We start from the raw sequence: 21,212 nt of genomic DNA, 5'->3' as shown, positions 1-21,212 counted from the left end.
GCGGGAATAGCTCAGTTGGTAGAGCACGACCTTGCCAAGGTCGGGGTCGCGAGTTCGAATCTCGTTTCCCGCTCCAAAAATCATATCCTTCATCTATACTTATTCACATCTTTGAGATTCGACTATTAGCGTCGATGTTTTACCTTTTTGGTATCAAAAATGGAGTAAGTGTGCAGTTCATGAAAAGTCTCATTTGGGGCCTCCTCAGTTTTTTTGTTTTTTTCTCGTTACACGCCAATGCTGAAAACATGTGTTCTTCGGTTTCTACGTCAGCAGCGTCGGGCAGTTTGTTTGATTCGGGAGGTAGTAGTGGTCAGTATTCGAGCCGAGAAGATTGCACTTTTTTGATTCAACCTTCAGGGGCTTCTAGCGTAACACTTACGTTTTCAGGCTTTGCGCTTGAGAGCGGTTACGACTATGTCTATTTATATGACGGTACCAGTGCATCCTCACCTCAGATAGCGCGCTTAAGTGGCTCAGCCGCAGGGACCTATACTGCTAATTCTGGGGCTATGCTAGTTCGTTTTACAAGTGATAGTTCTGTTACTGATAGTGGTTTTTCAGCAACGTGGTCAGCAGCGACCAGTAGTTGTGCAGCACAAAGCGTAGGTGATAGTTTTCCTCGTGTCTCTTACAGCCAAAGTAGTGGTAGTGCTAATTGGGCGGGGAGCTGGGTTGAAATCGGCGAATCTGATGGTGTTAGTGCAGGTATTGCCAGAGTGCGTAGTGATTTATGTAGTAGCGGGAACTGCCTGCGTTTAGGTGTTCCATCCGGCAGTCGTGCACAAACCTTCAGTGACCTTGGTGTTTATCGAGAGGCTGATTTAAGTGGTGCTACCAGTGCCACTCTATCATTTGTCTATCGTAGAGGGGTTAATCAAGGTAATCAGACTGTAGTGCTCTCGGTTTCTAATAACGGCGGCAGTAGTTGGACCAATTTACAAAGCTACTATATCGATAGGAGTAATACATCGGTTGTATCCGCTTCTTTTGATATTTCCGCTTACGCAAGTAGCAATACAAAAATCCGCTTTTTGGCATCAGGTAACAGAGCTGTGGTTGGTATGTATATTGATGATATTAATATTCGTTACCAGCCCGCCTGTGAGCCTGAAGTGCAAGCCGCATGGTATTTTGATGAATACTCTTGGGCTGCGGTGGCTGATGAGGTGTTGGATTCTGGTGATAATGGCTATCACGGAACAGCAGGTAAGCCGATAACAAATTCTACCGATGGTGTTGTTTGTAGTGCAGCAGACTTGCGTGAAGATGGTGTTAGTGATTATGTGTCATTAAACGGTTCTGCGCTTAACGGTCTTGATGACTTTTCAATCTCTGTTTGGGGGAAGTTAGATTCTACACGTGGTGGAGCTCAAGCTCTTTTTGCTGCAGCCTCTAGCTCGCATATAAACGGTGTGTTGATGTATTTCAACAGCGTAAGCTCTCTGCAATTATATTTTCGAAACGCAATAGTAGCAACATACTCATTACCGGCCATTAATGATGATCTTTGGCATCATTATGTGTGGACGCGCAGTGAAGGAAAGCACTGTCTGTTTATGGATGGTGTTAGTAAGGGGTGTCAGACTGACACCTATACGGGGGCTATATCAGTATCTTCTAATGGTTTGATTGTTGGTCAAGAACAGGACTCTGTCGGTGGTGGGTTTGCTGCTTATCAAGATTGGGAGGGCTTGGTTGATGAGCTTATGGTTTTTGGTGGTGAGCTTTCTGCGCTGAGTGTGCGTTCAATTTATACCAACCAATTGGCGGGAAGTAATTGGGACGGTACTTCAAGGATCTGTCCGGACCCTCCTCTTCCGCCTGACGGGACTCTCCCGCTGCCTAATGCTGATTGGCATCTTGATGAGGCCATTTGGGAAGCGGAGCCTGGTGAAATAAAAGATTATAGTGCTAACTCGTTTCATGGGGTGGCTAGTCAGTCCATGGCAACGAGTAGTGATGGTGTTGTGTGTCGTGCAGCAGATCTTAGTCGTGATGGTATTAGTGACTATTTATCGTTGGATAATGCGGCTCTTGATAATTCAAATGACTTTTCTATCTCTGTTTGGGGCAAGCTGGACTCTGCGCGTAGTGGAGCTCAAGCTATTTTTTCTGCAGCATCTAGTACGCATACAAATGGTGTGCTGATGTTTTTCTCTAGTACAAGCAGTCTGCAATTATATTTTAGGGATTCAATAGTAGCGTCATATTCACTGTCACCTATAAACGATGATCAATGGCATCATTATGTGTGGACACGTAGTGCAGGGCAGCATTGTTTGTATCGCGATGGTGTGGCTCAAGGCTGTCAAAGCTCATCTTATACGGGTGTTATTGATGTAGATGCTAATGGGCTGATAATCGGTCAGGAGCAAGATGCTCTGGGAGGGCGTTTTGATTCTTCCCAGGACTGGGAAGGGCTGGTAGATGAGCCTATGATCTTTTCCTCTAAGCTAAATTACGCGCAGGTTTCTACTTTATATGATAACCAACTAGCCGGTAAAAACTATGACGGTACGGAGCGGCGTTGTGAGTTGCCTTCTCCTGTCGTTAATTATCGATTCGATAGTTGTAATTGGTCTGGTGGGCAAGATGTTGTGGATAGCGGCCCTAATGGTTTAGATGCTTATGCGGTTAATGGCGTGCTCTCTACCATTGATGGGCAAGTATGCGGTTTAGCTCAGTTTGATAGTGAGGATGATTACATCAACCTAGCTGACTCAAATTTGGTTGGTTTGCCAGCCGCAATGACAGCGATGGCCTGGATTCGTCTGAGCAGTACACCGACTGAATTAAAGACCTTTATATCAAAAGATAGTAATTATGAAGTACACATTAATAGCAGTCGCCAAGTGTATTGGTGGTGGCAGGACTCCAATAATGTGACACGTAGCTTTACATCTGGAAGTACTATTAATTTGGGGCAGTGGCATCATGTTGCTGTTACTTACAAAGATGGGCTTCAGGTTATGTATATCGATGGGCAAGAAACAGCCCGTCAAACCCATGCGGGGCTGTTGAAAACAAATAGTAATGCCCTGCAGATTGGCCAGGATCACAATGTTGCTGCCAGATTTTTTGATGGTGACGTTGATGAAGTGAAAATTTTTGATGTTGACCTAACGGCTTTTGAAATTGAAAGTATGGTTGCTAATGAAGCTGCAGGTAGGAGCTATGACGGAGCTTTGCGCCCTTGTAACTGTACTGAGCCGGTGGCAGTAGATCATTATGCGATTACGCATGATGAGTCGATGGTTAGCTGTTTGGCAGAAGAGATTACCTTTACTGCTCATGATAATACAGATACGGCTGTTGATGCTAAAGATGCGTCATTGCAAATATCGACCTCGACAGGAAAAGGTGAGTGGTTGTCCGTTGTTGTTGGATCAGGAGTACTAAGCAATTCAGGCGGTGGGCAGGCGACTTATCAGTTTCCCGATAATGGTGAAACGAGTGTGACGCTGCGTTTCTCTTATCCGGATTTGATTTCAGACCCTGAGGTGCTGAATTTTAATGTAACGGATGGTGTTTCTTCTGATAAAGGCGATGCATCCCATGCTGAAGATAAAAACTTGTCAGTATCGGATACAGGTTTGGTATTTTCTATTCCGGATACGCAGTCATGCCAATCTTCAGGGGGGGTTGTTGTACGTGCAGTGAAAAAATCTGATAGTTCGGCTAGTTGTGAAAGTGCGGTTGCGGGTGATCAAAACGTTAACTTTTATAGTCGTTATGTGGCCCCAGCGACAGGTACTAAATCTGTGCTTTTGAGTACAGAGGGCGGTGGTGATTATTCGTTGGCGTCTACTGCCCCCGGGACGCCAGTCTCAATGAGCTTTAATGCTCAGGGAGAGGCTGAGATGACTGTCCAGTATTCTGATGCGGGTGAAGTGGAGTTAAATGCTGAGCTTACCGTTGATGGTAAAACCTTATATGGGGCGGATACATTTGTTGCATATCCTGCAGGGCTGTCTTTAGTGGCGGACAATGGGCTGGCGTCTCCTGAGACGCTGAATAATACGGGTGTTTCTGGTGGGGCTGTGTGGTCTGCTGCAAGGCCCTTTACTGTACGTGTGTCTGGGCAGTGTGCAAATGGTGATGTGACGCCTAATTATCAGCCATCAAATACAGAGCTGGGTTCTGCTTTGCGTATACCCACTTTATCTGAAGGTGGCTCTAGTGGTGTGATGACGGTTACTGCAGGGAGCTTATCTGTAAACGATTCTTTGGGTTGGCTAAATATTTCGGCCGACTTTAGTGATGGTGTTTTTAAAGATGAAGATGCTCGTTATTCGGAAGTAGGGGTGATTAATTTGTATGCCCGAGATACTAATTATTATGGGCATAGCTTGGGGCAAGCTAGTACGCCAGTAGGGCGCTTTATTCCGGGGTATTTTAAGGTGGTAGCCAATACTCCAGAATGGGATACGCATTGTTCCTCAGGTACGTTCTCTTATATGAATGAAGAGGTTGATTATGCCGCAGCGCCAGAGGTTGCTGTGAGTGCTTTCAATGCAGCAGGAGGGGCTATTAAAAACTATGGTAAAGATCTTTGGAAGTTGTCTGAGAAGCGGTCAGGGCGCTCTTATGCAGATGTGAGTATGGCTGTATCAGCAGCATTAGTGGAAGATATTGATTTATCTGCAGATACGTGGAGCGGTTCTGAAGATGATTATGATGGAGAGGCTACTAATACTCTAGGTGGTGATTCGATTCTGTATGACCGTGTTGCGCTAGAGGCGCCGTTTGAGGGGCTTGTGGATCTGTCTTTTACTGTGGCTGATTTTACTGACGCGGATGGCGCGTGTTACCGCATTGATTCTGATGGTGATGGTGACTTGTTGGAAGAGGTCTGTAGTGGTTTTAGTATAGAAAATATTTCCGCTAAGGAGATGCGTCTTGGTCGTCTTAATGTAGTGGATGCGTATGGGCCTGAAACTGAGTCTTTGGCTTTTCCTTGGCTTGCTGAGTACTATGATGGAGCTAACTTTATAACCAATACAGATGATAGCTGTAGTGCTTGGTTAGAGTCTGACGTAACTTATGCTGACGTTGAAGGCTCGTTAATAGCGTCTGGGCTTACAGCGCCTAGCTATGCATTTGCGGCGACTCCGGTGACTACTTTTAGAGTGGATAAAGGCGATGCTGGCGCTATGATGAGTGCTCCGGGTGCGGGTAATACGGGGGTTGTGAATGTGTCCGTTGACTTAGCGGCGGCTCCTTACTTTAAATTTGATTGGGATGGTGATGGCAGCTTTGAAGAGGAGCCTTCTGCGAATATTGTCTTCGGGCAGTTCCGTAGTAATGATAAAGTAATATTTCAGCGACAATGGTGATATTTATCCTTGACATAGGTCCTTGGAATCACTAAGATTTGCGCCTCTTTAAAGGGTACTGCCTTTAAGAAGAAGTCCCATTCGTCTAGTGGTCTAGGACACCGCCCTTTCACGGCGGTAACAGGGGTTCGAACCCCCTATGGGACGCCATATTTTGGCTGATAATTGGCTAAAATAATGTTGCGGGAATAGCTCAGTTGGTAGAGCACGACCTTGCCAAGGTCGGGGTCGCGAGTTCGAATCTCGTTTCCCGCTCCATATTTACAGTAAGCTTTAAAAGTGCTTTTTCTAAAAAGTACTTATGATATGTCCCATTCGTCTAGTGGTCTAGGACACCGCCCTTTCACGGCGGTAACAGGGGTTCGAACCCCCTATGGGACGCCATTTTTTCTTCTTGAAACGCTCACATTTTTTCTATTTTTCGTATATAATCAGTCGCTTATATGGGATTTTTATCTGCTTTGTCGCCTTACGAGGGACCGTAGTGACGCGCAATTTACGAAAACACCTGGCTATAATGTTACTGGCGCTACCGCAGGTATCGCAAGCAGGTATCGTTATCGCGCACCCAGGTGTCGCTATTAGTAGTATCTCTTCGCAAGGATTGCGGTCGGTTTTTTCTATGCGTTCCTCTCGTTGGCCTGACCAAAAGCCAATACGTGTTTTTGTGTTAACAGATAAGCACCCACTTCATCGATCCTTCGTAAAATCTAATCTCGGTATGTTTCCGTATCAGTTGCGGATGATCTGGGATCGTTCTGTTTTCAGTGGCGCTGGCTTTCCTCCAATACTGGTTTCTTCACCTCAGGAAATGCTTTTACGTGTTCAAAGTTCCGAAGGCGCTGTGGGTTACATGGATGACAATAGCTTGCCTTTGTTGAAAGGAGTAAAGATCATTGAAGTACAGTAGATGGTTATCTTTATGGGGTTTCTTATTTATCTCCTGTAATGCGTTGGCACAAGAGGGTTTGTCTGATTGGTATTGGGGTGGCTTTCTGACTCAGGGGCTGTCACTCTCGGACAGTAATAACTTTGCTGGAAAGAGTAGCGAGAAAGTAAGTTCTGATTTTCGAGAGTTTGCTGTTAATGCAACATGGCGTGCTACAAGCCAGTTACATCTTGCAGGCCAAGTGATGTCTCGAAAATTTGGGGCCGTGGACGATGGCGAGTTACAGTTTGATTATTTGTTGGCTGACTTTGGCTTATCTTCCGATGTTTCTCGTGAATATGGCGTACGTATTGGCAGGGTTAAATTGCCTTATGGTTTTTATAATGAAACACGGGATGTTGCTTTTACAAGACCATCTATCGCCTTGCCCCAATCAATATATTTTAATACCACAAGAGAGCTACAGCTTTCAGCTGATGGAATGGTGCTCTATGGTAACTTTCCTGTTGCAGATATGCGATTGGATATAGATGTTCTTATAGGTAGGCCAAGAGGGAGCGTTAATACTGAGTATGCTTACTTTCGAACAGATTTTTCTGGAAAATTTGAAGATGATCTCGGAATCCTGTCACGTGTTTCACTCGTAGATAGCGCTGATGCGTGGCTAGTGGGTATTACTCTAGGTCAGTTTGATTTGGTCTATCACCCTGGAGTATTGGGTGAGTTGGGGCTTGAAGAAGGGGGGGGTAGTATTGATGTTGCTATTTTGGGTGGGCAATATAATACCGAAAGTTTATCCTTTACTGCGGAATATATGCTTTTACGCGTAGATAGAAGTGACTTGGGTGGTGCTTTTGAAAGAAATGGAAAAAGCACCTCGAAATCTTATTATTTACAAACAGAGTATCGCTTCGCTAAAAATTGGGATTTGATGCTGCGTTATGATGTGTTCTTTCTTAATAAAAATGACCGCAACGGTTTCAAAGCTGAGCAGCGTTCAGGCCGTCCCGCTTATGCTCAGTGGGCAAAAGACTATTCGTTAGGCATTGGGTGGCAGGCCTCGTCTAATATGAGTTTTCGTGCTGAATGGCATAGTATTAAGGGCACGGGTTGGTTGGCGATACAGGATAACTTGGATGCTAGTAAGCTCGAAAAAGACTGGAATCTTTATCTTTTGCAGGCGGCTTATCGTTTTTAAGAAAGGAGTTAAGCAAGGATGATTGTGCGACCTGCTTTTGTGAGCCTGCGTTGGAAAATACTCGTTCCGTTAGTATTCTTAGTTGTTGTGATTAATGTGCTGCTTTATGGCTACATTAATCAACAGCTATTACTCCAATATGAAGCAACGCGTAGCGAGTCCCATGCCGCAAACCTTAAAGCACTGAATGGATCATTGACTACCTCCTACCATAAGTTATTAGAAGTCGCACAAACCATTACGGCACTAACGCAAACGTCTGGTTCAGATCAAAACCAATATGTGCAGATAGTATTTGATTATGATTTTGCACAATTAGAAGCCCAGGGGGTATTAGACAGCGCTGTGTTGTTTAGCCCAGAGGGTGAGTTAATTATGACGTGGGGTGTAGCTACCTCCTCTTTTGATTTTATAGTGAAAAAAGCGATTGCTCAGGAATATCCTGTTCGGGATTTGGTTTGTCTTGAGCAGTGCTCGCATTATATTGCGATACCTTTGTTAAGTAATGGCCATGTCAGTGGTGTACTTGTCGTCGGACGGGTTATACAGGGAACCGTTTTAGATTTTAAGCAGTTAACCGGTGTAGACATCGGTATTGCTAAAAAGATTAAAGAAAGTGAATCTGCAGTTACCCATTGGCCATTACTTTTTACTCAAATGACACAAAAAAACCAAAACATCCAACTGTTAAATTTGTTAAGCCAGACGGAGCCTAAATTTGTACAGGATACCCTGTACTCGGTACGTGCGTTTGGCCATAGTTATGACGTCTTTTTTACTGTGCCTGATAGTATTGAGTCCGATGAAACCGTGTGGGTACTCATCGCTGACAAAACACAGAATGTGAATCGCTTAAAAGAAATCCAATTTAAGTATAAAGCAGGAATGATTGTTGCGAGTATGATGCTGATTTTGCTGATTGGCGTGTTGGTTGGATGTGTTATTAAGCGTTTAAAACTAATATTGAAGCAAGCACCGTCAAGGTCTTTGCTCAATACTCAGAATGTACTTACTAAGACTGCTTTTACTGATGAGATCGACCAAATACGCCAGTGTATTGTCAGAAATGAAGAGTACACTTCTTTAAGCAATCATGAACTACAAGTAATATCCCCCCAGCTTTTTGAAAAAGATATTATCGCAAATTTGATGGGTAACGCTAATAGTGTTGTGTTAACTCAGTGTATGGATGGGCGAGTGCTAACGGTGAATGAGCTTGCCAAGCAACTGTTCGGTGAGTTTAAAGATTGTCCAGAGCAAATGTTTTCTGATTCTTTCTTGGTTGGAGATCATAATAAAACGGCGTTAGATGATATTAATAAGCTTTACATCGGACGTGAAAATTTAGTTTGTTTTGAAGCAAGGTGCCTGGATATTAAAGGAGAAACTCGCTATTTATATTGGATACATACGAATATGGAAAGCAACTTGGATCACCCCGTCATCCTCTCTATTGGTATTGATATCACTTCGAATAAAAAAGCTGAAGAGCGACTGGCTTGGTTAGCCTTTCACGACCCGGTGACTGAGGTGGCTAATAAGCATCTTTTCTTGCAGCTGTTGCCTGAGATGATGGCAAGCAGTTTGGAAAATGAAAGTTCATTAGCTGTTATGTGTTGTGAAGTGAAAAAACTCACGGATAGTCATTTCTTGATGGATCCTGCTGATGGTAATGTAACGTTGTTTTCTGTTGTTGCTAAACGTGTTTCTAGTTGCCTGCGTGGTGATGACCTGGTTGCTCGCTTTGGTGATGATCTGTTTATGATCATTCTGAATAACATTAAAACTAAGGGCAATGCTGCGAGTGTTGCTAAGAAAATCATAACGGCTTTTGAGGAGCCCTTCTTCACTAATGGTTGTCATTTTAAGGTGAGTATTAATATTGGTATTAGTATTTTTCCAAACCAGTCTAGTGATGTTGCTGAGTTGGTTCAAAGTGCAGAAATGGCAATGTACTTATCAAAGGAAGAAGGGTTAAATAACTTTGAGTACTCTGTAGAAGAGCATTCATTGGCTTCTCATTAGTGTGTACTGATAATACAGAGGGCAGAAGCACTTCGTTTGAAGTTGTAGTATAAAAAACGGCTGAGAAAGGGAGTAAAGCGACTCCCATTTTTTGCTTGAAATCTGGACAGGTCTTTGCCAAAACGTTATTAGTTCTGGCCGAACACACTTGCTCTCTTATTGAGATAGTCGAACTCTTCACCTTTCTCTTGTGCTTCAAAACGAAGTTCATCAAGACGTTGGAAGCTCTCAATCTCATGATCCGGCATGTTGTGAAGACAGCTTCCACCGAAGTACCACAGTAAATCACGAGCGATCAAGTGTGCTATTTCAGGGTACATTCTGAAGGCCCGCTCAAGAGCCGCTTCACCGTTGGTGTATACCTCTTCAGAACCCTCTTCAAAGTCTTTAACGAGTTGCTGAAAATCCAGTATGAACTGCTCATCTTCTTTAGAGATGTTTTCGAGCGTGAATGGCTCTTGCTTAATGAAGTTGTTATAAGCAATTTTCAGGAAGTTAAGATGATGAAATTGATACGGTGTCATTTGTGTCTCCGGTAAATTCAGGGAGACATTGTAGCGAGAGAGAGGTTAATCAGCTAGAGGTAGTATTTCGCTACCTTGTATAGTTAGGCTAGGGTAGGAGTTGCAATATATAATTAGGTGTTTGTTTTAGTGGGGAGGTAGAGGTGAGAGAGATAACTATTTTACACTTGGGATAACTCTGTTGCGTTTTTCAAACTGCTGTTTTTACCTGATATAATATCAAATATGCTGAAAGTATCTTATTTACCCTCCCGTGCTGATTTAATAACTAGGATAATGAAAAATGACAATAGCGCTATCAATTAAAGATTTGCGTAAAGTCTATGGTAATGGCTTTGAAGCTCTTAAAGGAATTTCATTTGATGTTCAACAAGGTGATTTTTTTGCATTGCTTGGGCCTAATGGCGCAGGCAAGTCGACAACGCTGGGTATCGTTTCGTCTTTAGTCAATAAAACCAGTGGGCAGGTTGAAATTTTTGGGTTTGATCTTGAGAAAGATAAGGCTGCAGCTAAGCGTAGTTTAGGTGTGGTGCCACAAGAATTTAATTTTAACATGTTTGAAAAAGTGGGTGATATTGTGCGTACTCAAGCTGGGTACTATGGTATTCCGGTTGAGCTTGCAAAACAACGTGCTGAATTTTATCTAAAGAAACTTGGCTTATGGGATAAGCGCGACAGCCGTGCTCAGATGCTTTCTGGTGGTATGAAGAGACGTTTGATGATTGCTCGTGCGCTTGTACATGAGCCCAAACTGCTAATCTTGGATGAGCCTACCGCAGGCGTTGATATTGAGTTGCGCCGTTCCATGTGGGCATTCTTGCAGGAAATAAACGAGGCTGGAACGACCATTATTTTGACAACGCATTATCTGGAAGAGGCTGAAAGCTTATGCCGGAATATAGCGATTATTGATCATGGGTCAATTATTCATAATACGTCTATCAAATCGCTTCTTCAGCAGCTAAGTACAGAAACTTTTATTTTGGATGTACAGCCTGATCAAGCAGAAAGTGTTGTTATTGACGGCTATTCAGTCCGCCTTGAGGACCCTCATACATTGGTTGTGCAAGTCAATAAAGGGCAAGGTTTGAACGGCTTATTTGCGCAGCTAAAAAACCAAAATATAGAGGTGACGAGTATGCGTAATAAATCGAATCGTCTGGAAGAGTTATTTGTTTCCATGGTTGAAAAAAATCTAGAGAAGAAAGACGCATGAGTCATCAAGAGTTATGGATTGCTTTTAGCACTATTGTTAGAAAAGAGATCAGACGTTTCACACGTATTTGGGCGCAGACCTTGCTTCCGCCAGCGATCACAATGACCTTGTATTTTATTATCTTTGGGAACTTGATTGGTAGTCGGATAGGTGAAATGGGAGGCTTCAATTATATGGAGTTTATCGTTCCCGGATTAATTATGATGTCGGTAATTACCAATTCATACGGGAATGTGGTTTCTTCATTTTTCAGTACTAAGTTTCAGAGAAACATTGAAGAGCTATTGGTGTCACCTACCCCTAATTGGGTGATTTTATCGGGTTATGTACTCGGTGGCGTTGCACGAGGTCTTGCCGTTGGCTTTATTGTTACGTTACTGTCTCTATTCTTCACCAAGTTACAGATTCATAGTTTTGGTGTGACTATAGCGACGGTGCTAATGACATCTATTTTGTTTTCATTGGGTGGCTTTATCAATGCGGTTTTTGCTAACTCATTTGATGATATTTCAATTATTCCTACTTTCATATTAACGCCGCTAACTTATCTAGGAGGGGTGTTTTATTCGATACAGTTACTGCCTGAATTTTGGCAGGGCGTTTCTCAATTAAACCCTATTTTATATATGGTTAATACGTTTCGTTACGGAATCCTAGGCGTCAGTGATATTAATGTTGGTTTCGCGTTTGCGGTCATAGTTCTATTTAATGTGGCGTTATTTTTGGTGGCGTTAAAGCTATTGAATATGGGTAAGGGGATTCGTCAATAATGAGTGAGCAAGATATTCTTGATCAGTCGCCGTTAGGCAATGGTACTGTTTATATTAACGAATATACACCAGACCTTTTGTTTCCCATTCAACGCGATTTGAACTGGAAAAATCGAGGAATTGAGAGAGCTTCGTTGCCATTTGTGGGTGAGGATATATGGAATGGTTATGAAGTTTCTTGGCTGAACCCCAAAGGGAAGCCCGTTGTTAGGGTAGCGAGCTTTTTTATCCCGGCGGACTCTCAAAGTATTGTTGAGTCAAAATCATTCAAATTGTATTTGAACTCCTTCAATTTGAGCCGATTTGATAGTGATGACAGTGTTATAAACCAGATGCAAAAGGATTTATCAGCATCGACTGGTGGTGCTGTAAGGGTAGAGCTGTATCATCCCGATCAAATGCCAGGCTTAAGCTGCTTTGAAGGGGAGTGTCTGGATGAGTTGGATATTACGGTTGATGATTACCAGCCGGCGCCACATTTGTTGAGTGTTGGTAAAAACAAGGTAACACAAGCGTTGTATAGTCATCTGCTTAAGTCAAATTGTCCTGTAACAGGGCAACCGGACTGGGCATCTATTCAAGTGCAATATACGGGTTTAGAAATTGATCGGGAAGGACTACTGAAGTACTTTATTTCTTATCGTGAGCACGGTGATTTTCATGAGCAATGCGTTGAAAATATCTTTATGGATATTTGGCAGCGTTGTCAGCCTGAGTCGTTAACGGTTTACGCTAGGTATGTGCGTCGTGGTGGGTTAGACATTAATCCTGTGCGTAGTAGTGAGCCTGTTAAACCTCTCAACCTTAGATTAAGTCGTCAATAAGGAACGAATATGGACGCTATTGAACTGTTGCATAACCGAGTATCTGCGCCGGTATTGTTTGAACCTGCTCCTTCTAAGGAGCAGTTAAATGTGATGTTTAATGCAGCACTAAGAGCACCGGACCATGCTGGGCTTCAACCATGGCGGTTTTTGATAATTGAAGGTGATGCTAGAAACAATTTGGGTGAGCTTTTTGTTAAAGCTATACGCACTAAAGGAAATGATCTTGCAGAGGACAAAGCGGCTAAGCTTCAAAAAAAGCCAATGCGTGCTCCAATGATTGTAGTGGCGATAGCTAATATACAGCAGCACCTTAAAGTTCCCGAAGTTGAGCAGGTGATAACAGCTGGATGCGCTGCTCATAGTTTGATATTAGCCGCTTATGCTCAGGGCTTGGGCGCTATGTGGAGAACCGGTGAAATGGCTTTTGATCCTGTTGTAAAGGCGGGGTTGGGGTTGCAGGCTCATGAGCAAGTCATAGGTTTTCTTTACCTAGGGACAGCAAAAAGAATGCGTGAAGTTAGCCAAGATAATGTAGGGCATGTCTTCTCTACTTGGAATGGAAATAGCTAATGCCTATTCAACATTCGGAAGGATTTCTTGAATGGCTTAAAACGCAAATACCCTTGTTAAACCATATGGGGTTAGGCCAGCTGACGTATGAAGGCAAGCAGCTAATTTTGCCGGCAGAGTTAGCGCCAAATGTTAACGATAAAGGAACAGGCTTTGGAGGATCGTTAGCCACATTAGCAACAATTTCTGGGTGGTGCCTAACAACATTATTGTTGAAAGAGCAAACGTTGGATTGTGATGTCATGATTCGCGATTGTGAAATGCGCTACCTTGCCCCGGTTACAGGTGATTTTCATGCACAAGTAGATACTCCATCTGTACTTGAGCTTGATAGCTTCCTATCGCGTTTAAAGGAAAAAGGGCGAGCCCGTCTAGCGCTTGAGGTGTTTATTGTTCAGGATGGGGTTACTGCGTTAAGCATGAAAGGCAATTATGTCGCCGTTATTCGTAACTAACAGGTGGCTATTGATCACCTAGTTTTTTTGACAAAGGTGATCAATACGTACATCAATACTTATATGTAACAGGGAAGAGCTAAAGGCGCTTAGCGCTTAAAATCAATATAGGGTCAACAGGTACGTTGCGGTAACGTGAGCGTGTGGTTGTTTTAACTTTTCCTATCTTGTCTATCACTTCTATACCCTGGCTTACTTCACCGAAAACTGTATATCCTGCACGATTTCCAACCTGATTAAGATTGAGGTTATCGACTAAATTGATAAAAAATTGGTTGGTTGCACTGTCAGGATCTTGAGTTCTAGCCATGGCAATGGTACCGCGTTTATTACTTAACCCGTTTGATGATTCATTCTTTATTGGCTCATGGTTTTGCTTTTTTTTCAGGTCCTTAGTGAACCCTCCTCCTTGAATCATAAATCCGCTGATCACTCTATGAAACTGCGTATCGACATATAGGCCTTCATCAATATAGCGCAAGAAGTTTTCTACCGTCACAGGCGCTTCGTTTGAGAATAGCTCTATCATAATGCTGCCAGCTGTTGTTTCAAGTGCAACCCTAGGGTTGGTCGTTGTGTCTTGAGCGTAGGCAAAATGGCTGAATAGAAAGATAAAAGTAATTAAGAGTAACTTATTGAGCTGAGTAAGCATGGCGTCAATCTGTCCTTTTAGATATGAATAAAAAAGCCAGTCTAAAATAAATAAGTGGTGCCGAATAGTAAGGATATGATCTTAGTCACTATAAAGTCTAATCTGTTTTATGTGTTTTATGTATTGTTGACTAAACTATTGATAAGAATTGTGAAAGCACGACTTACGTATTAAACAAAGGTCTGGTATAGGGGTGTTTTTAGATAGCCTGCTCCTACATCTTGGTTATTAGAGCATTTATGTCTTTGTGTGATTATTACAATCTTAATTAAAATAACAATGCGAGTTGAGGCTTACTACTATGAGTGCATTAAAGCTCAAACATAAAATGCTATTGCTAACGATTATCCCACTGGTTGTGGCCATTCTCGTCGTCATGCTAGTGGTAAAAGTAAAACTAGAAGAGATGGGTGTGCATGAAGTCGCTGCGATTCGCTCAACCATGATGCAAGCAAAGCAAGAAACGGCCAAAGCTTATATGGATATGGCATACACAGCGGTTAAGCCCATTACTGATAAAGCTTCTGGCCCAAACGATGTTGAGGCCAAGAAAAAAGCAGCAGAAATACTTAGATCAATCACTTATGGGAAGAAAAATGATGGCTATGTATTTGTGTATGACTACTCAGGTACAGCCATCGCTATGAGGCCTAAGCCTTCATTGGAGGGAAAAAATCTCATGGGGCTTACAGACCCCAATGGTGTCTATATTATTAGAGAGTTAATTGATAAGGCTAAGCAAGGTGGTGGCTATGTTACTTACTTTTGGAGCAAGCCTTCGAAAAACATGGATGTTGAAAAACTTAGTTATGCATTAGGCATCTCGAAATTTGGTTGGATGCTAGGAACGGGTTTTTATATAGATGATATTGATGATGCTGTAGCAGAGGCTCAGCAAAGTATTGATTCTAATATGGCAAAAACCCAAGTGTTTATTGCCGGAACAGGTATCGTGTTACTCATTTTCTTTGTGTTTATTGCTTTGTATATTGCGGGTAAGGTCACTCAGCCGTTACGTGATACTGCTGAAGCACTGACTGATATTAGCCAAGGCGAGGGAGATTTAACTCGTCGTTTGAAAGTTCTGTCTAATGATGAAGTAGGGCAGGTTTCGCAGGGCTTCAATGATTTTGCAGATAAAATTCAAGGCTTGGTGGTTGATTTAAAAGGCGGGATAGCGGACCTTTCAAAATCGACAGTGCAAATGAATAATGTAGTTACTAAAACACATACTGATGTTCAAAAGCAGAGACATGAAACGGCACAAGCTGCGGCTGCAGTACATCAGATGGCCGCTGCTGCACAAGAAGTGGCTGGAAATGCTGTTGGTGCCGCTTCCGCTGCGCAAGAAGCGGACAATGAAACTCAGAGTGGGCAAACAATAGTTGAGGACACCATCGTTGCTATTCAGGCTTTATCAGATGATGTGAATAAAGCATCGGATGTTATTGGCCAGCTAGATGTTGATGCCGACAAAATCGGTACTGTTGTGAATGTTATTAAAGAGATAGCAGGGCAAACTAATCTACTTGCGTTAAATGCCGCCATTGAAGCTGCTCGTGCTGGTGAATATGGGCGTGGTTTCTCTGTTGTTGCTGATGAAGTTCGAACGTTAGCAAACCGAACTCAGCAGAGCACACAAGAAATTCAAAGTATGATTGAGCGTTTGCAAACAGGAGCAAGAGAAGCTGTTGGCGTGATGGATACCAGTAAAGCCCAGAGTATTGCAACGGTAGAAAGAGCAGCGCAAGCCAGCGGGTCGTTAACGGTTATAACGGGTTCGGTCAGCACTATCACTCAGATGAATACTCAGATTGCCAGTGCTGCTGAGGAGCAAACGGCAGTTGCAGATGAAATTAGCCAAAATGTCCAGCAAGTTGCAGATATTGCAGAACACTCAGCTAGTAATGCCGATGCCCTATCAGCAACAACCAAAGAGATGTCTGCATTGGAGCAGCGCTTAATGAGAATTGTAAACCAGTTTAAAGTATAAATTTTATTTAAGAGAGACGATGCCGATAGCGTGACTTCACGCTATCGGTTTTTTTATGTCAATATAAGCCTTTGATAGCTACAGACAGGGAATAATGAAATGATGCGCTGGGATAAACTACTAACAGTAAAGCGTTATGGTCATGAGTCGATAGCTTCTCCTGAGGTAGGGCGTAGTCACTTTCATAAAGACCACGACCGTGTGGTGTTCTCCAGTGCGTTTAGACGGTTAGGGCGTAAAACCCAAGTGCACCCGCTAGTACTAAACGACCACATCCATACACGTTTAACTCATTCGATTGAAGTCGGAAGTGTCGGGCGTACACTGGGTATTAGAGTCGGTGAATTACTGACACCTGACCTGCCCGAATGGGTTAGCTCTCATGATATTGGGATGATTGTTCAGTCTGCCTGTCTGGCTCATGATATTGGTAACCCACCTTTTGGTCATGCTGGTGAGTATGCCATCAGGGATTGGTTCAAGCAGTCAAAAGGTGCTGAGTTCTTACAACCCTTATCATCGTTAGAATGCCTTGATCTTGAAACTTTTGAGGGAAATGCTCAAGGGTTTAGAGTGGTGACCTGTATTGAGAATCATCTTTATGATGGCGGGTTGCGTTTAACATACCCTACGTTAGGTACCTTACTTAAGTATCCTTGGACAGCGGAGCATGCAATAGGAAAAGGAAAATTCAGCTGCTACCTAACTGAAAGTGAAACACTCAATAAACTAGGCAATGAGCTAGGCCTAGTGCCTTTAGGAAAAAATCGTTGGTGCCGCCACCCACTTGCTTATTTAATGGAAGCTGCTGATGATATTTGTTATGCAATACTAGATCTAGAAGATGCGATTGAACTTAATATTCTTACTTTTGATGTGATTAAACCTATCTTATTGCAGTTGTGTGGTGATCTAGAGTTTGAAGATGGAATATTTTATAGCCAAGCATCTGCACGGCGTAAGGTCTCAGCGTTACGTGGTAAGGCCATGGAAAATATGGTTAATTCTGCGGTTGATGCTTTTAAGAATAATTATGCACAAATTATGGCAGGTCAGTATCAAGGAGAACTATTACTTGATGGTGATGTGGGTGTAAAAGAAGGGCTAAGTGCTGCTAAAGCTCTCGCAAAAAATAAAGTGTTTCCTGATACAAGAAAAACTGAACTTGAAGTAGGTGCCTATAGTTGCTTAGGGATTCTATTAGATGCTTTTTGCTATGCTGTTTATGAGCAGTACCAGAAAGGAAGTGCGGATAACTTAAGCTACCGAAGTGAAAAAATAATGAGTTTAATGGGGATTCATGCCCCGGATCCAAGTTGGTCGTTGTATCATGCCTATATTAGGGCACTGGATTTTATCAGTGGCATGACTGACAACTACGCCGCTTATTTGGCTAGACAAATAGGCGGGTTATCCCGTTAGGACCGAAAATATGGCCTCATTACAAAATCAACTAAGTCGACTGGTTTACTCAACTGAAGCGGGGGATGTTTGCCCGAATTGCAGAAAGCCTAAAGATGCATGCTGTTGCCAAGAAAATACCGATACTGATCGTATTGCTTCTTTAGATGGTGTTGTTCGTATTAGGCGAGAAACATCAGGACGAAAAGGCAAAGGTGTAACAACGATATCAGGTGTTCCGTTAGTTGATGCTGAACTGAAAAAGCTCACGAAGCGTCTCAAGCAGCATTGTGGAACAGGTGGAGCATTGAAGGGTGGTATTATCGAAATTCAGGGCGATCACCGAGAGAGTATCAAGTCTCTACTTGAACAGCTCAATTACACAGTGAAACTTGCCGGAGGTTAAATGCCTAAGAAAAAATGCAGGCGCTGTCAGCAAATAAGAATGGCCGCTATTTTATTGAGTATGATTGCTATTTTACTCCTTATGATGATGGGCAAGTCACAAGCAGAAATTTATAAATACACAGATGACAATGGCAAGCGCGTTTTTGTTGGCAGTCTAAGTCAGGTTCCTCAAAAATATAAAAACCAAATACAGCTCCAGATGCCTTCTGACGAAGTTAACAATACAAGTCACTTCTCTGAAAAAAACAAGAAAGCATCAGCTTCTATGAAAGTGCGCTCAGAAATTCGCAGGCTTGAGAGAATGCTAGCGCAGATGGAAACACCAGTGAAAATACAGAAAAATCAGATATTGATACCTGTTTCTGTGACTTATCACGGTAAGGAAGCCAAGGTACATATGCTGATGGATACGGGTGCCAGTGGTACCGTGTTTCATCGTGATGCTTTAGCGCGCCTTGATGCAATGAGTGAAGCTGCTGGTTATGCTCGTGTTGCTGGTGGCGGGGTTATTAAAGTTAGTAGTATAGAGTTTGATCGAATAAAAGTTGGGCCTTTTAAAGCACAGAATATCCGCTCTTTTGTGATTGATAATAAGTCGCCTGGAGGAAAATTTGACGGTCTATTAGGAATGGATTTTCTAATGAATGTTAAATATGAAGTCGATTTTGATAGAAAAGTTATTATATGGGATCCGAAACGTTACAAGGCAATGGAAGTGCTGCTAAAAGAAGCACAGTCCACGCCTTGAGTTTTTCTGCTATTAGCTTAGAGTGAATTCTCTGCTAGCTTCAAATCTAGTGTGGCTTTGAGTAGTTTGAAAAGACGAATAGCGGCATCGATCTCATCCTTCCGGTTAGTAAGGCTCTCAATATTTAATCCTAAAGGAATGCCTAAAGGGATACACGCTTCAATAATTTGTTCTAAGTTGCTGCGACAGATCCGAATTGATTCTGCTAACGGGTTATGTGCATCCAGAATGCGATAACTGGTTGCTTCTGGTACGGATATACCGAGCCACTCCATAAACTCTAATGTTTTAGCGCTACCACATGGTGTAAACGTCAGAATGACTCGCTGTGGTGTAATGCCTTGTTCTTTGCATTCACGAGCGTAGCGGCTCAGCATATCAACAGTTGCTTGTGGGTTATAGACGGCCTGCGAAACAAAAAATGAACACCCCTGAGCACTCTTTTTCAATAGTCTCTGATGCTCATCACCTTTTTTCGCATGCCTTTCTGCAATAGTGACACCGCCAAGATTATAATCTAGCTGGTGTTCTGTGAGCGCTTCATACGCATCATTCAGCGATAGCTGAACCTTGCCTTCGGAAGATGGGCTGCCTACCATGACAATATCGCGTATCCCGTAGTTGTTCCATGCCTCTTCTAGCCATTGTTCAAAGTCGTGTCGGTCTCGTTGCGAAACGCTTTTATAGGTAATAACAGGGTGCTGTGACTTTTCACGAATGAGTCGAGAGTAATCTCGTGGATCATGTGTTTGCATAAAGGGAAACGGGCGAGGTTTATCAATTCGGCTACTCTCATCCTGTATGTCATAGACAATAACACCATCAAAATCGATGGCAGAAAGACGCCCCAGTAGTTTATCAGCGATGTCGCTAACCTGATCAGAGGGTGTGTTATCCCTTGGTGGAGTCGTACCAATAAAGTAAACGCCACGCTGTGGATCTGAGAAACGGTCTTTCAATGATGAGTTCATAAGTGCCTAGCGTTTGATAATCGTTAATATGGAGCCAGTTTAACAGTGAATAGGATTCATGTGTTTGTATAAATGGATGAAATTTTTTCGATATAAGTTGAGATAATTTAATGGAGGATAGATGATGGCCTATATGTATTGAGTAGGAATAGCGAATAATGGACGTAACCAAACCAACTTTTGACTTTGCAGAAGTCAGTCGGCAAATTGATAAAGCATCGGGCAAGGGAGTGCCACCAGTGGATAAGTGGCATCCAGATTTTTGTGGCGATATAGATATGCGTATTTTACGAGATGGCCAGTGGCTGTATAACGGCTCGCCAATTGGTCGTCCTGCGATGGTTAAACTATTTTCGACTGTTTTATGGAAAGAAGATGAAGCTTATTATCTTAAAACGCCTGTCGAAAAAATCGGCATTCAAGTTGATGATGTGCCTTTTCACTTTATTCATGTAGAGACAGTCGCCCATGAACTTGGTGAGGCATTATGCTTTATAAGCCTTACAGGAGATAGAGTTATAGCCAGTGCTGATAACCCGATTCGAGTGGAGACAGATCCTATAACTGGAGAGCCGTCTCCTTATCTCTATGTGAGATTTGGTATGGAAGGCCTGATCACACGATCAGTTTTCTATACTCTTGTTGAAAAGGCTCATGAGGAGCAACGCGATGGTGTTACACAGGTGGTGATTAATAGCGCAGGGGAGACTTACGTTTTAGGCAATGTTGAGTAATTCTCGTGCTCTAAGGCCTTAACAGGGTAGTATCTTATCGTGCTTTAGCGAGTAAGCTATCTAGCTGATTAGCAAATGTTCTACGATCCTGCTCATTAAATGACTTCGGTCCACCTGTTTCAACGCCGGTGTTACGTAATGTGTCCATAAAGTCACGCATGGAAAGCAGTTGTCGAATATTTTCTAATGTATAGAGCTCCCCTCGTGGGTTTAAGGCTATACCTTTATTCTCAACTACTTCTGCAGCCAAGGGGATGTCGGCGGTAATAACTAAATCGCCTGCCGATAGCTTTTGCACAATGTAGTTATCGGCCACATCAAAGCCTGCAGGTACACGAATAGCATTAATCAATGGTGAGGGAGGAGTACTAATGAGTTGGTTCGCCACCAATGTCATTGTTGTATTAGTACGTTCTGCAGCTCTAAATAGAATATCTTTAATGACGCGTGGGCAAGCGTCTGCATCAACCCAAATGTGCATAATTACTCCGC

General features: G+C 42.8%; 18 protein-coding genes and 4 tRNA genes. 18 read left to right on the top strand and 4 right to left on the bottom strand.

Annotated elements, in window-relative coordinates; all coding sequences use genetic code 11:
• The 8 genes from G511_RS0120925 (at nt 1) to G511_RS0120890 (ending at nt 9,451) form a co-directional block, all read left to right on the top strand.
• Nucleotides 1-76: transfer RNA gene (locus G511_RS0120925), tRNA-Gly, on the top strand.
• 103 nt (nt 77-179) lie between these two features.
• On the top strand, nt 180-5,339 hold the full coding sequence (locus G511_RS0120920) for a DUF6701 domain-containing protein (protein ID WP_028471375.1): 5,160 nt from the start codon (nt 180-182) through the stop codon (nt 5,337-5,339).
• Between the two features lie 74 nt (nt 5,340-5,413).
• Nucleotides 5,414-5,489, top strand: a tRNA-Glu gene (locus G511_RS0120915).
• A 32-nt stretch (nt 5,490-5,521) separates the two neighbouring features.
• A tRNA-Gly gene (locus G511_RS0120910) sits at nt 5,522-5,597 on the top strand.
• A 50-nt stretch (nt 5,598-5,647) separates the two neighbouring features.
• Nucleotides 5,648-5,723: transfer RNA gene (locus G511_RS0120905), tRNA-Glu, on the top strand.
• A gap of 100 nt (nt 5,724-5,823) precedes the next feature.
• The gene (locus tag G511_RS0120900; protein ID WP_028471374.1) at nt 5,824-6,249 is read left to right on the top strand and encodes a hypothetical protein; all 426 of its coding nucleotides are present in this window, start codon (nt 5,824-5,826) and stop codon (nt 6,247-6,249) included.
• Nucleotides 6,236-7,426: a hypothetical protein gene (locus G511_RS0120895; protein WP_028471373.1), complete on the top strand. Its 1,191-nt coding sequence runs from the start codon at nt 6,236-6,238 to the stop codon at nt 7,424-7,426. The genes G511_RS0120900 and G511_RS0120895 overlap by 14 nt, the downstream gene beginning before the upstream one ends.
• Nucleotides 7,427-7,444: 18 nt before the next feature.
• Nucleotides 7,445-9,451, top strand: coding sequence for a diguanylate cyclase domain-containing protein (locus G511_RS0120890; protein WP_028471372.1), 2,007 nt, complete (start codon nt 7,445-7,447; stop codon nt 9,449-9,451).
• Between the two features lie 128 nt (nt 9,452-9,579).
• Here G511_RS0120890 and G511_RS0120885 read toward each other — a convergent pair whose 3' ends face one another.
• Nucleotides 9,580-9,975, bottom strand: a complete 396-nt coding sequence (locus tag G511_RS0120885; RefSeq protein WP_028471371.1) for a PA2817 family protein — start codon at nt 9,973-9,975, stop codon at nt 9,580-9,582.
• A 283-nt stretch (nt 9,976-10,258) separates the two neighbouring features.
• Here G511_RS0120885 and G511_RS0120880 point away from each other — a divergent pair, with 283 nt between their 5' ends.
• Genes G511_RS0120880 through G511_RS0120860 form a run of 5 tightly spaced genes read left to right on the top strand, consistent with a single transcriptional unit; the run spans nt 10,259 to nt 13,813 of the window.
• Nucleotides 10,259-11,191, top strand: coding sequence for an ABC transporter ATP-binding protein (locus G511_RS0120880; RefSeq protein ID WP_028471370.1), 933 nt, complete (start codon nt 10,259-10,261; stop codon nt 11,189-11,191).
• The gene (locus G511_RS0120875; RefSeq protein WP_028471369.1) at nt 11,188-11,961 is read left to right on the top strand and encodes an ABC transporter permease; all 774 of its coding nucleotides are present in this window, start codon (nt 11,188-11,190) and stop codon (nt 11,959-11,961) included. Before G511_RS0120880 ends, G511_RS0120875 begins: the two co-directional genes overlap by 4 nt.
• Entirely contained in the window at nt 11,961-12,785 is an 825-nt protein-coding gene (gene queF / locus G511_RS0120870) for an NADPH-dependent 7-cyano-7-deazaguanine reductase QueF (protein ID WP_028471368.1), read from the top strand. Before G511_RS0120875 ends, queF begins: the two co-directional genes overlap by 1 nt.
• A gap of 9 nt (nt 12,786-12,794) precedes the next feature.
• Nucleotides 12,795-13,358 (top strand): nitroreductase family protein, encoded by a 564-nt coding sequence (locus G511_RS23645; protein ID WP_051222316.1) that lies wholly within the window; start codon nt 12,795-12,797, stop codon nt 13,356-13,358.
• Nucleotides 13,358-13,813, top strand: coding sequence for a YiiD C-terminal domain-containing protein (locus G511_RS0120860; RefSeq protein WP_028471367.1), 456 nt, complete (start codon nt 13,358-13,360; stop codon nt 13,811-13,813). Before G511_RS23645 ends, G511_RS0120860 begins: the two co-directional genes overlap by 1 nt.
• A 79-nt stretch (nt 13,814-13,892) precedes the next feature.
• Here G511_RS0120860 and G511_RS0120855 read toward each other — a convergent pair whose 3' ends face one another.
• On the bottom strand, nt 13,893-14,465 hold the full coding sequence (locus G511_RS0120855) for a peptidylprolyl isomerase (RefSeq protein WP_028471366.1): 573 nt from the start codon (nt 14,463-14,465) through the stop codon (nt 13,893-13,895).
• 301 nt (nt 14,466-14,766) lie between these two features.
• On the opposite strand from G511_RS0120855, the gene G511_RS0120850 reads away from it, so the two are divergent.
• The 4 genes from G511_RS0120850 to G511_RS24085 all read left to right on the top strand — a co-directional run bounded on the left by G511_RS0120850 (nt 14,767) and on the right by G511_RS24085 (nt 19,015).
• On the top strand, nt 14,767-16,458 hold the full coding sequence (locus G511_RS0120850) for a methyl-accepting chemotaxis protein (protein WP_028471365.1): 1,692 nt from the start codon (nt 14,767-14,769) through the stop codon (nt 16,456-16,458).
• A 99-nt stretch (nt 16,459-16,557) separates the two neighbouring features.
• Nucleotides 16,558-17,880 carry a deoxyguanosinetriphosphate triphosphohydrolase gene (locus tag G511_RS0120845; RefSeq protein ID WP_028471364.1) on the top strand — a complete coding sequence of 441 codons (1,323 nt, stop codon included), beginning with the start codon at nt 16,558-16,560 and terminating at the stop codon, nt 17,878-17,880.
• Between the two features lie 10 nt (nt 17,881-17,890).
• Nucleotides 17,891-18,265, top strand: coding sequence for a translation initiation factor Sui1 (locus G511_RS0120840; protein ID WP_028471363.1), 375 nt, complete (start codon nt 17,891-17,893; stop codon nt 18,263-18,265).
• Nucleotides 18,266-19,015: a retropepsin-like aspartic protease gene (locus tag G511_RS24085; protein ID WP_051222314.1), complete on the top strand. Its 750-nt coding sequence runs from the start codon at nt 18,266-18,268 to the stop codon at nt 19,013-19,015.
• A gap of 17 nt (nt 19,016-19,032) precedes the next feature.
• Here G511_RS24085 and G511_RS0120830 read toward each other — a convergent pair whose 3' ends face one another.
• Complete coding sequence (locus G511_RS0120830; RefSeq protein ID WP_028471362.1) at nt 19,033-19,986, bottom strand: hypothetical protein; 954 nt, start codon at nt 19,984-19,986, stop codon at nt 19,033-19,035.
• Nucleotides 19,987-20,144: 158 nt separating this feature from the next.
• Here G511_RS0120830 and G511_RS0120825 point away from each other — a divergent pair, with 158 nt between their 5' ends.
• Nucleotides 20,145-20,720, top strand: a complete 576-nt coding sequence (locus tag G511_RS0120825; RefSeq protein WP_028471361.1) for a DUF1285 domain-containing protein — start codon at nt 20,145-20,147, stop codon at nt 20,718-20,720.
• A 34-nt stretch (nt 20,721-20,754) separates the two neighbouring features.
• On the opposite strand, the gene G511_RS0120820 is transcribed toward G511_RS0120825, so the two are convergent.
• Nucleotides 20,755-21,201: a YaiI/YqxD family protein gene (locus G511_RS0120820; protein ID WP_028471360.1), complete on the bottom strand. Its 447-nt coding sequence runs from the start codon at nt 21,199-21,201 to the stop codon at nt 20,755-20,757.
• Nucleotides 21,202-21,212 lie beyond the last annotated feature (11 nt).

The organism is Neptunomonas japonica DSM 18939 (genome assembly GCF_000422765.1).
GTDB lineage: Bacteria > Pseudomonadota > Gammaproteobacteria > Pseudomonadales > Balneatricaceae > Neptunomonas > Neptunomonas japonica.
This window is presented reverse-complemented; position numbering and strand designations above follow the sequence as displayed.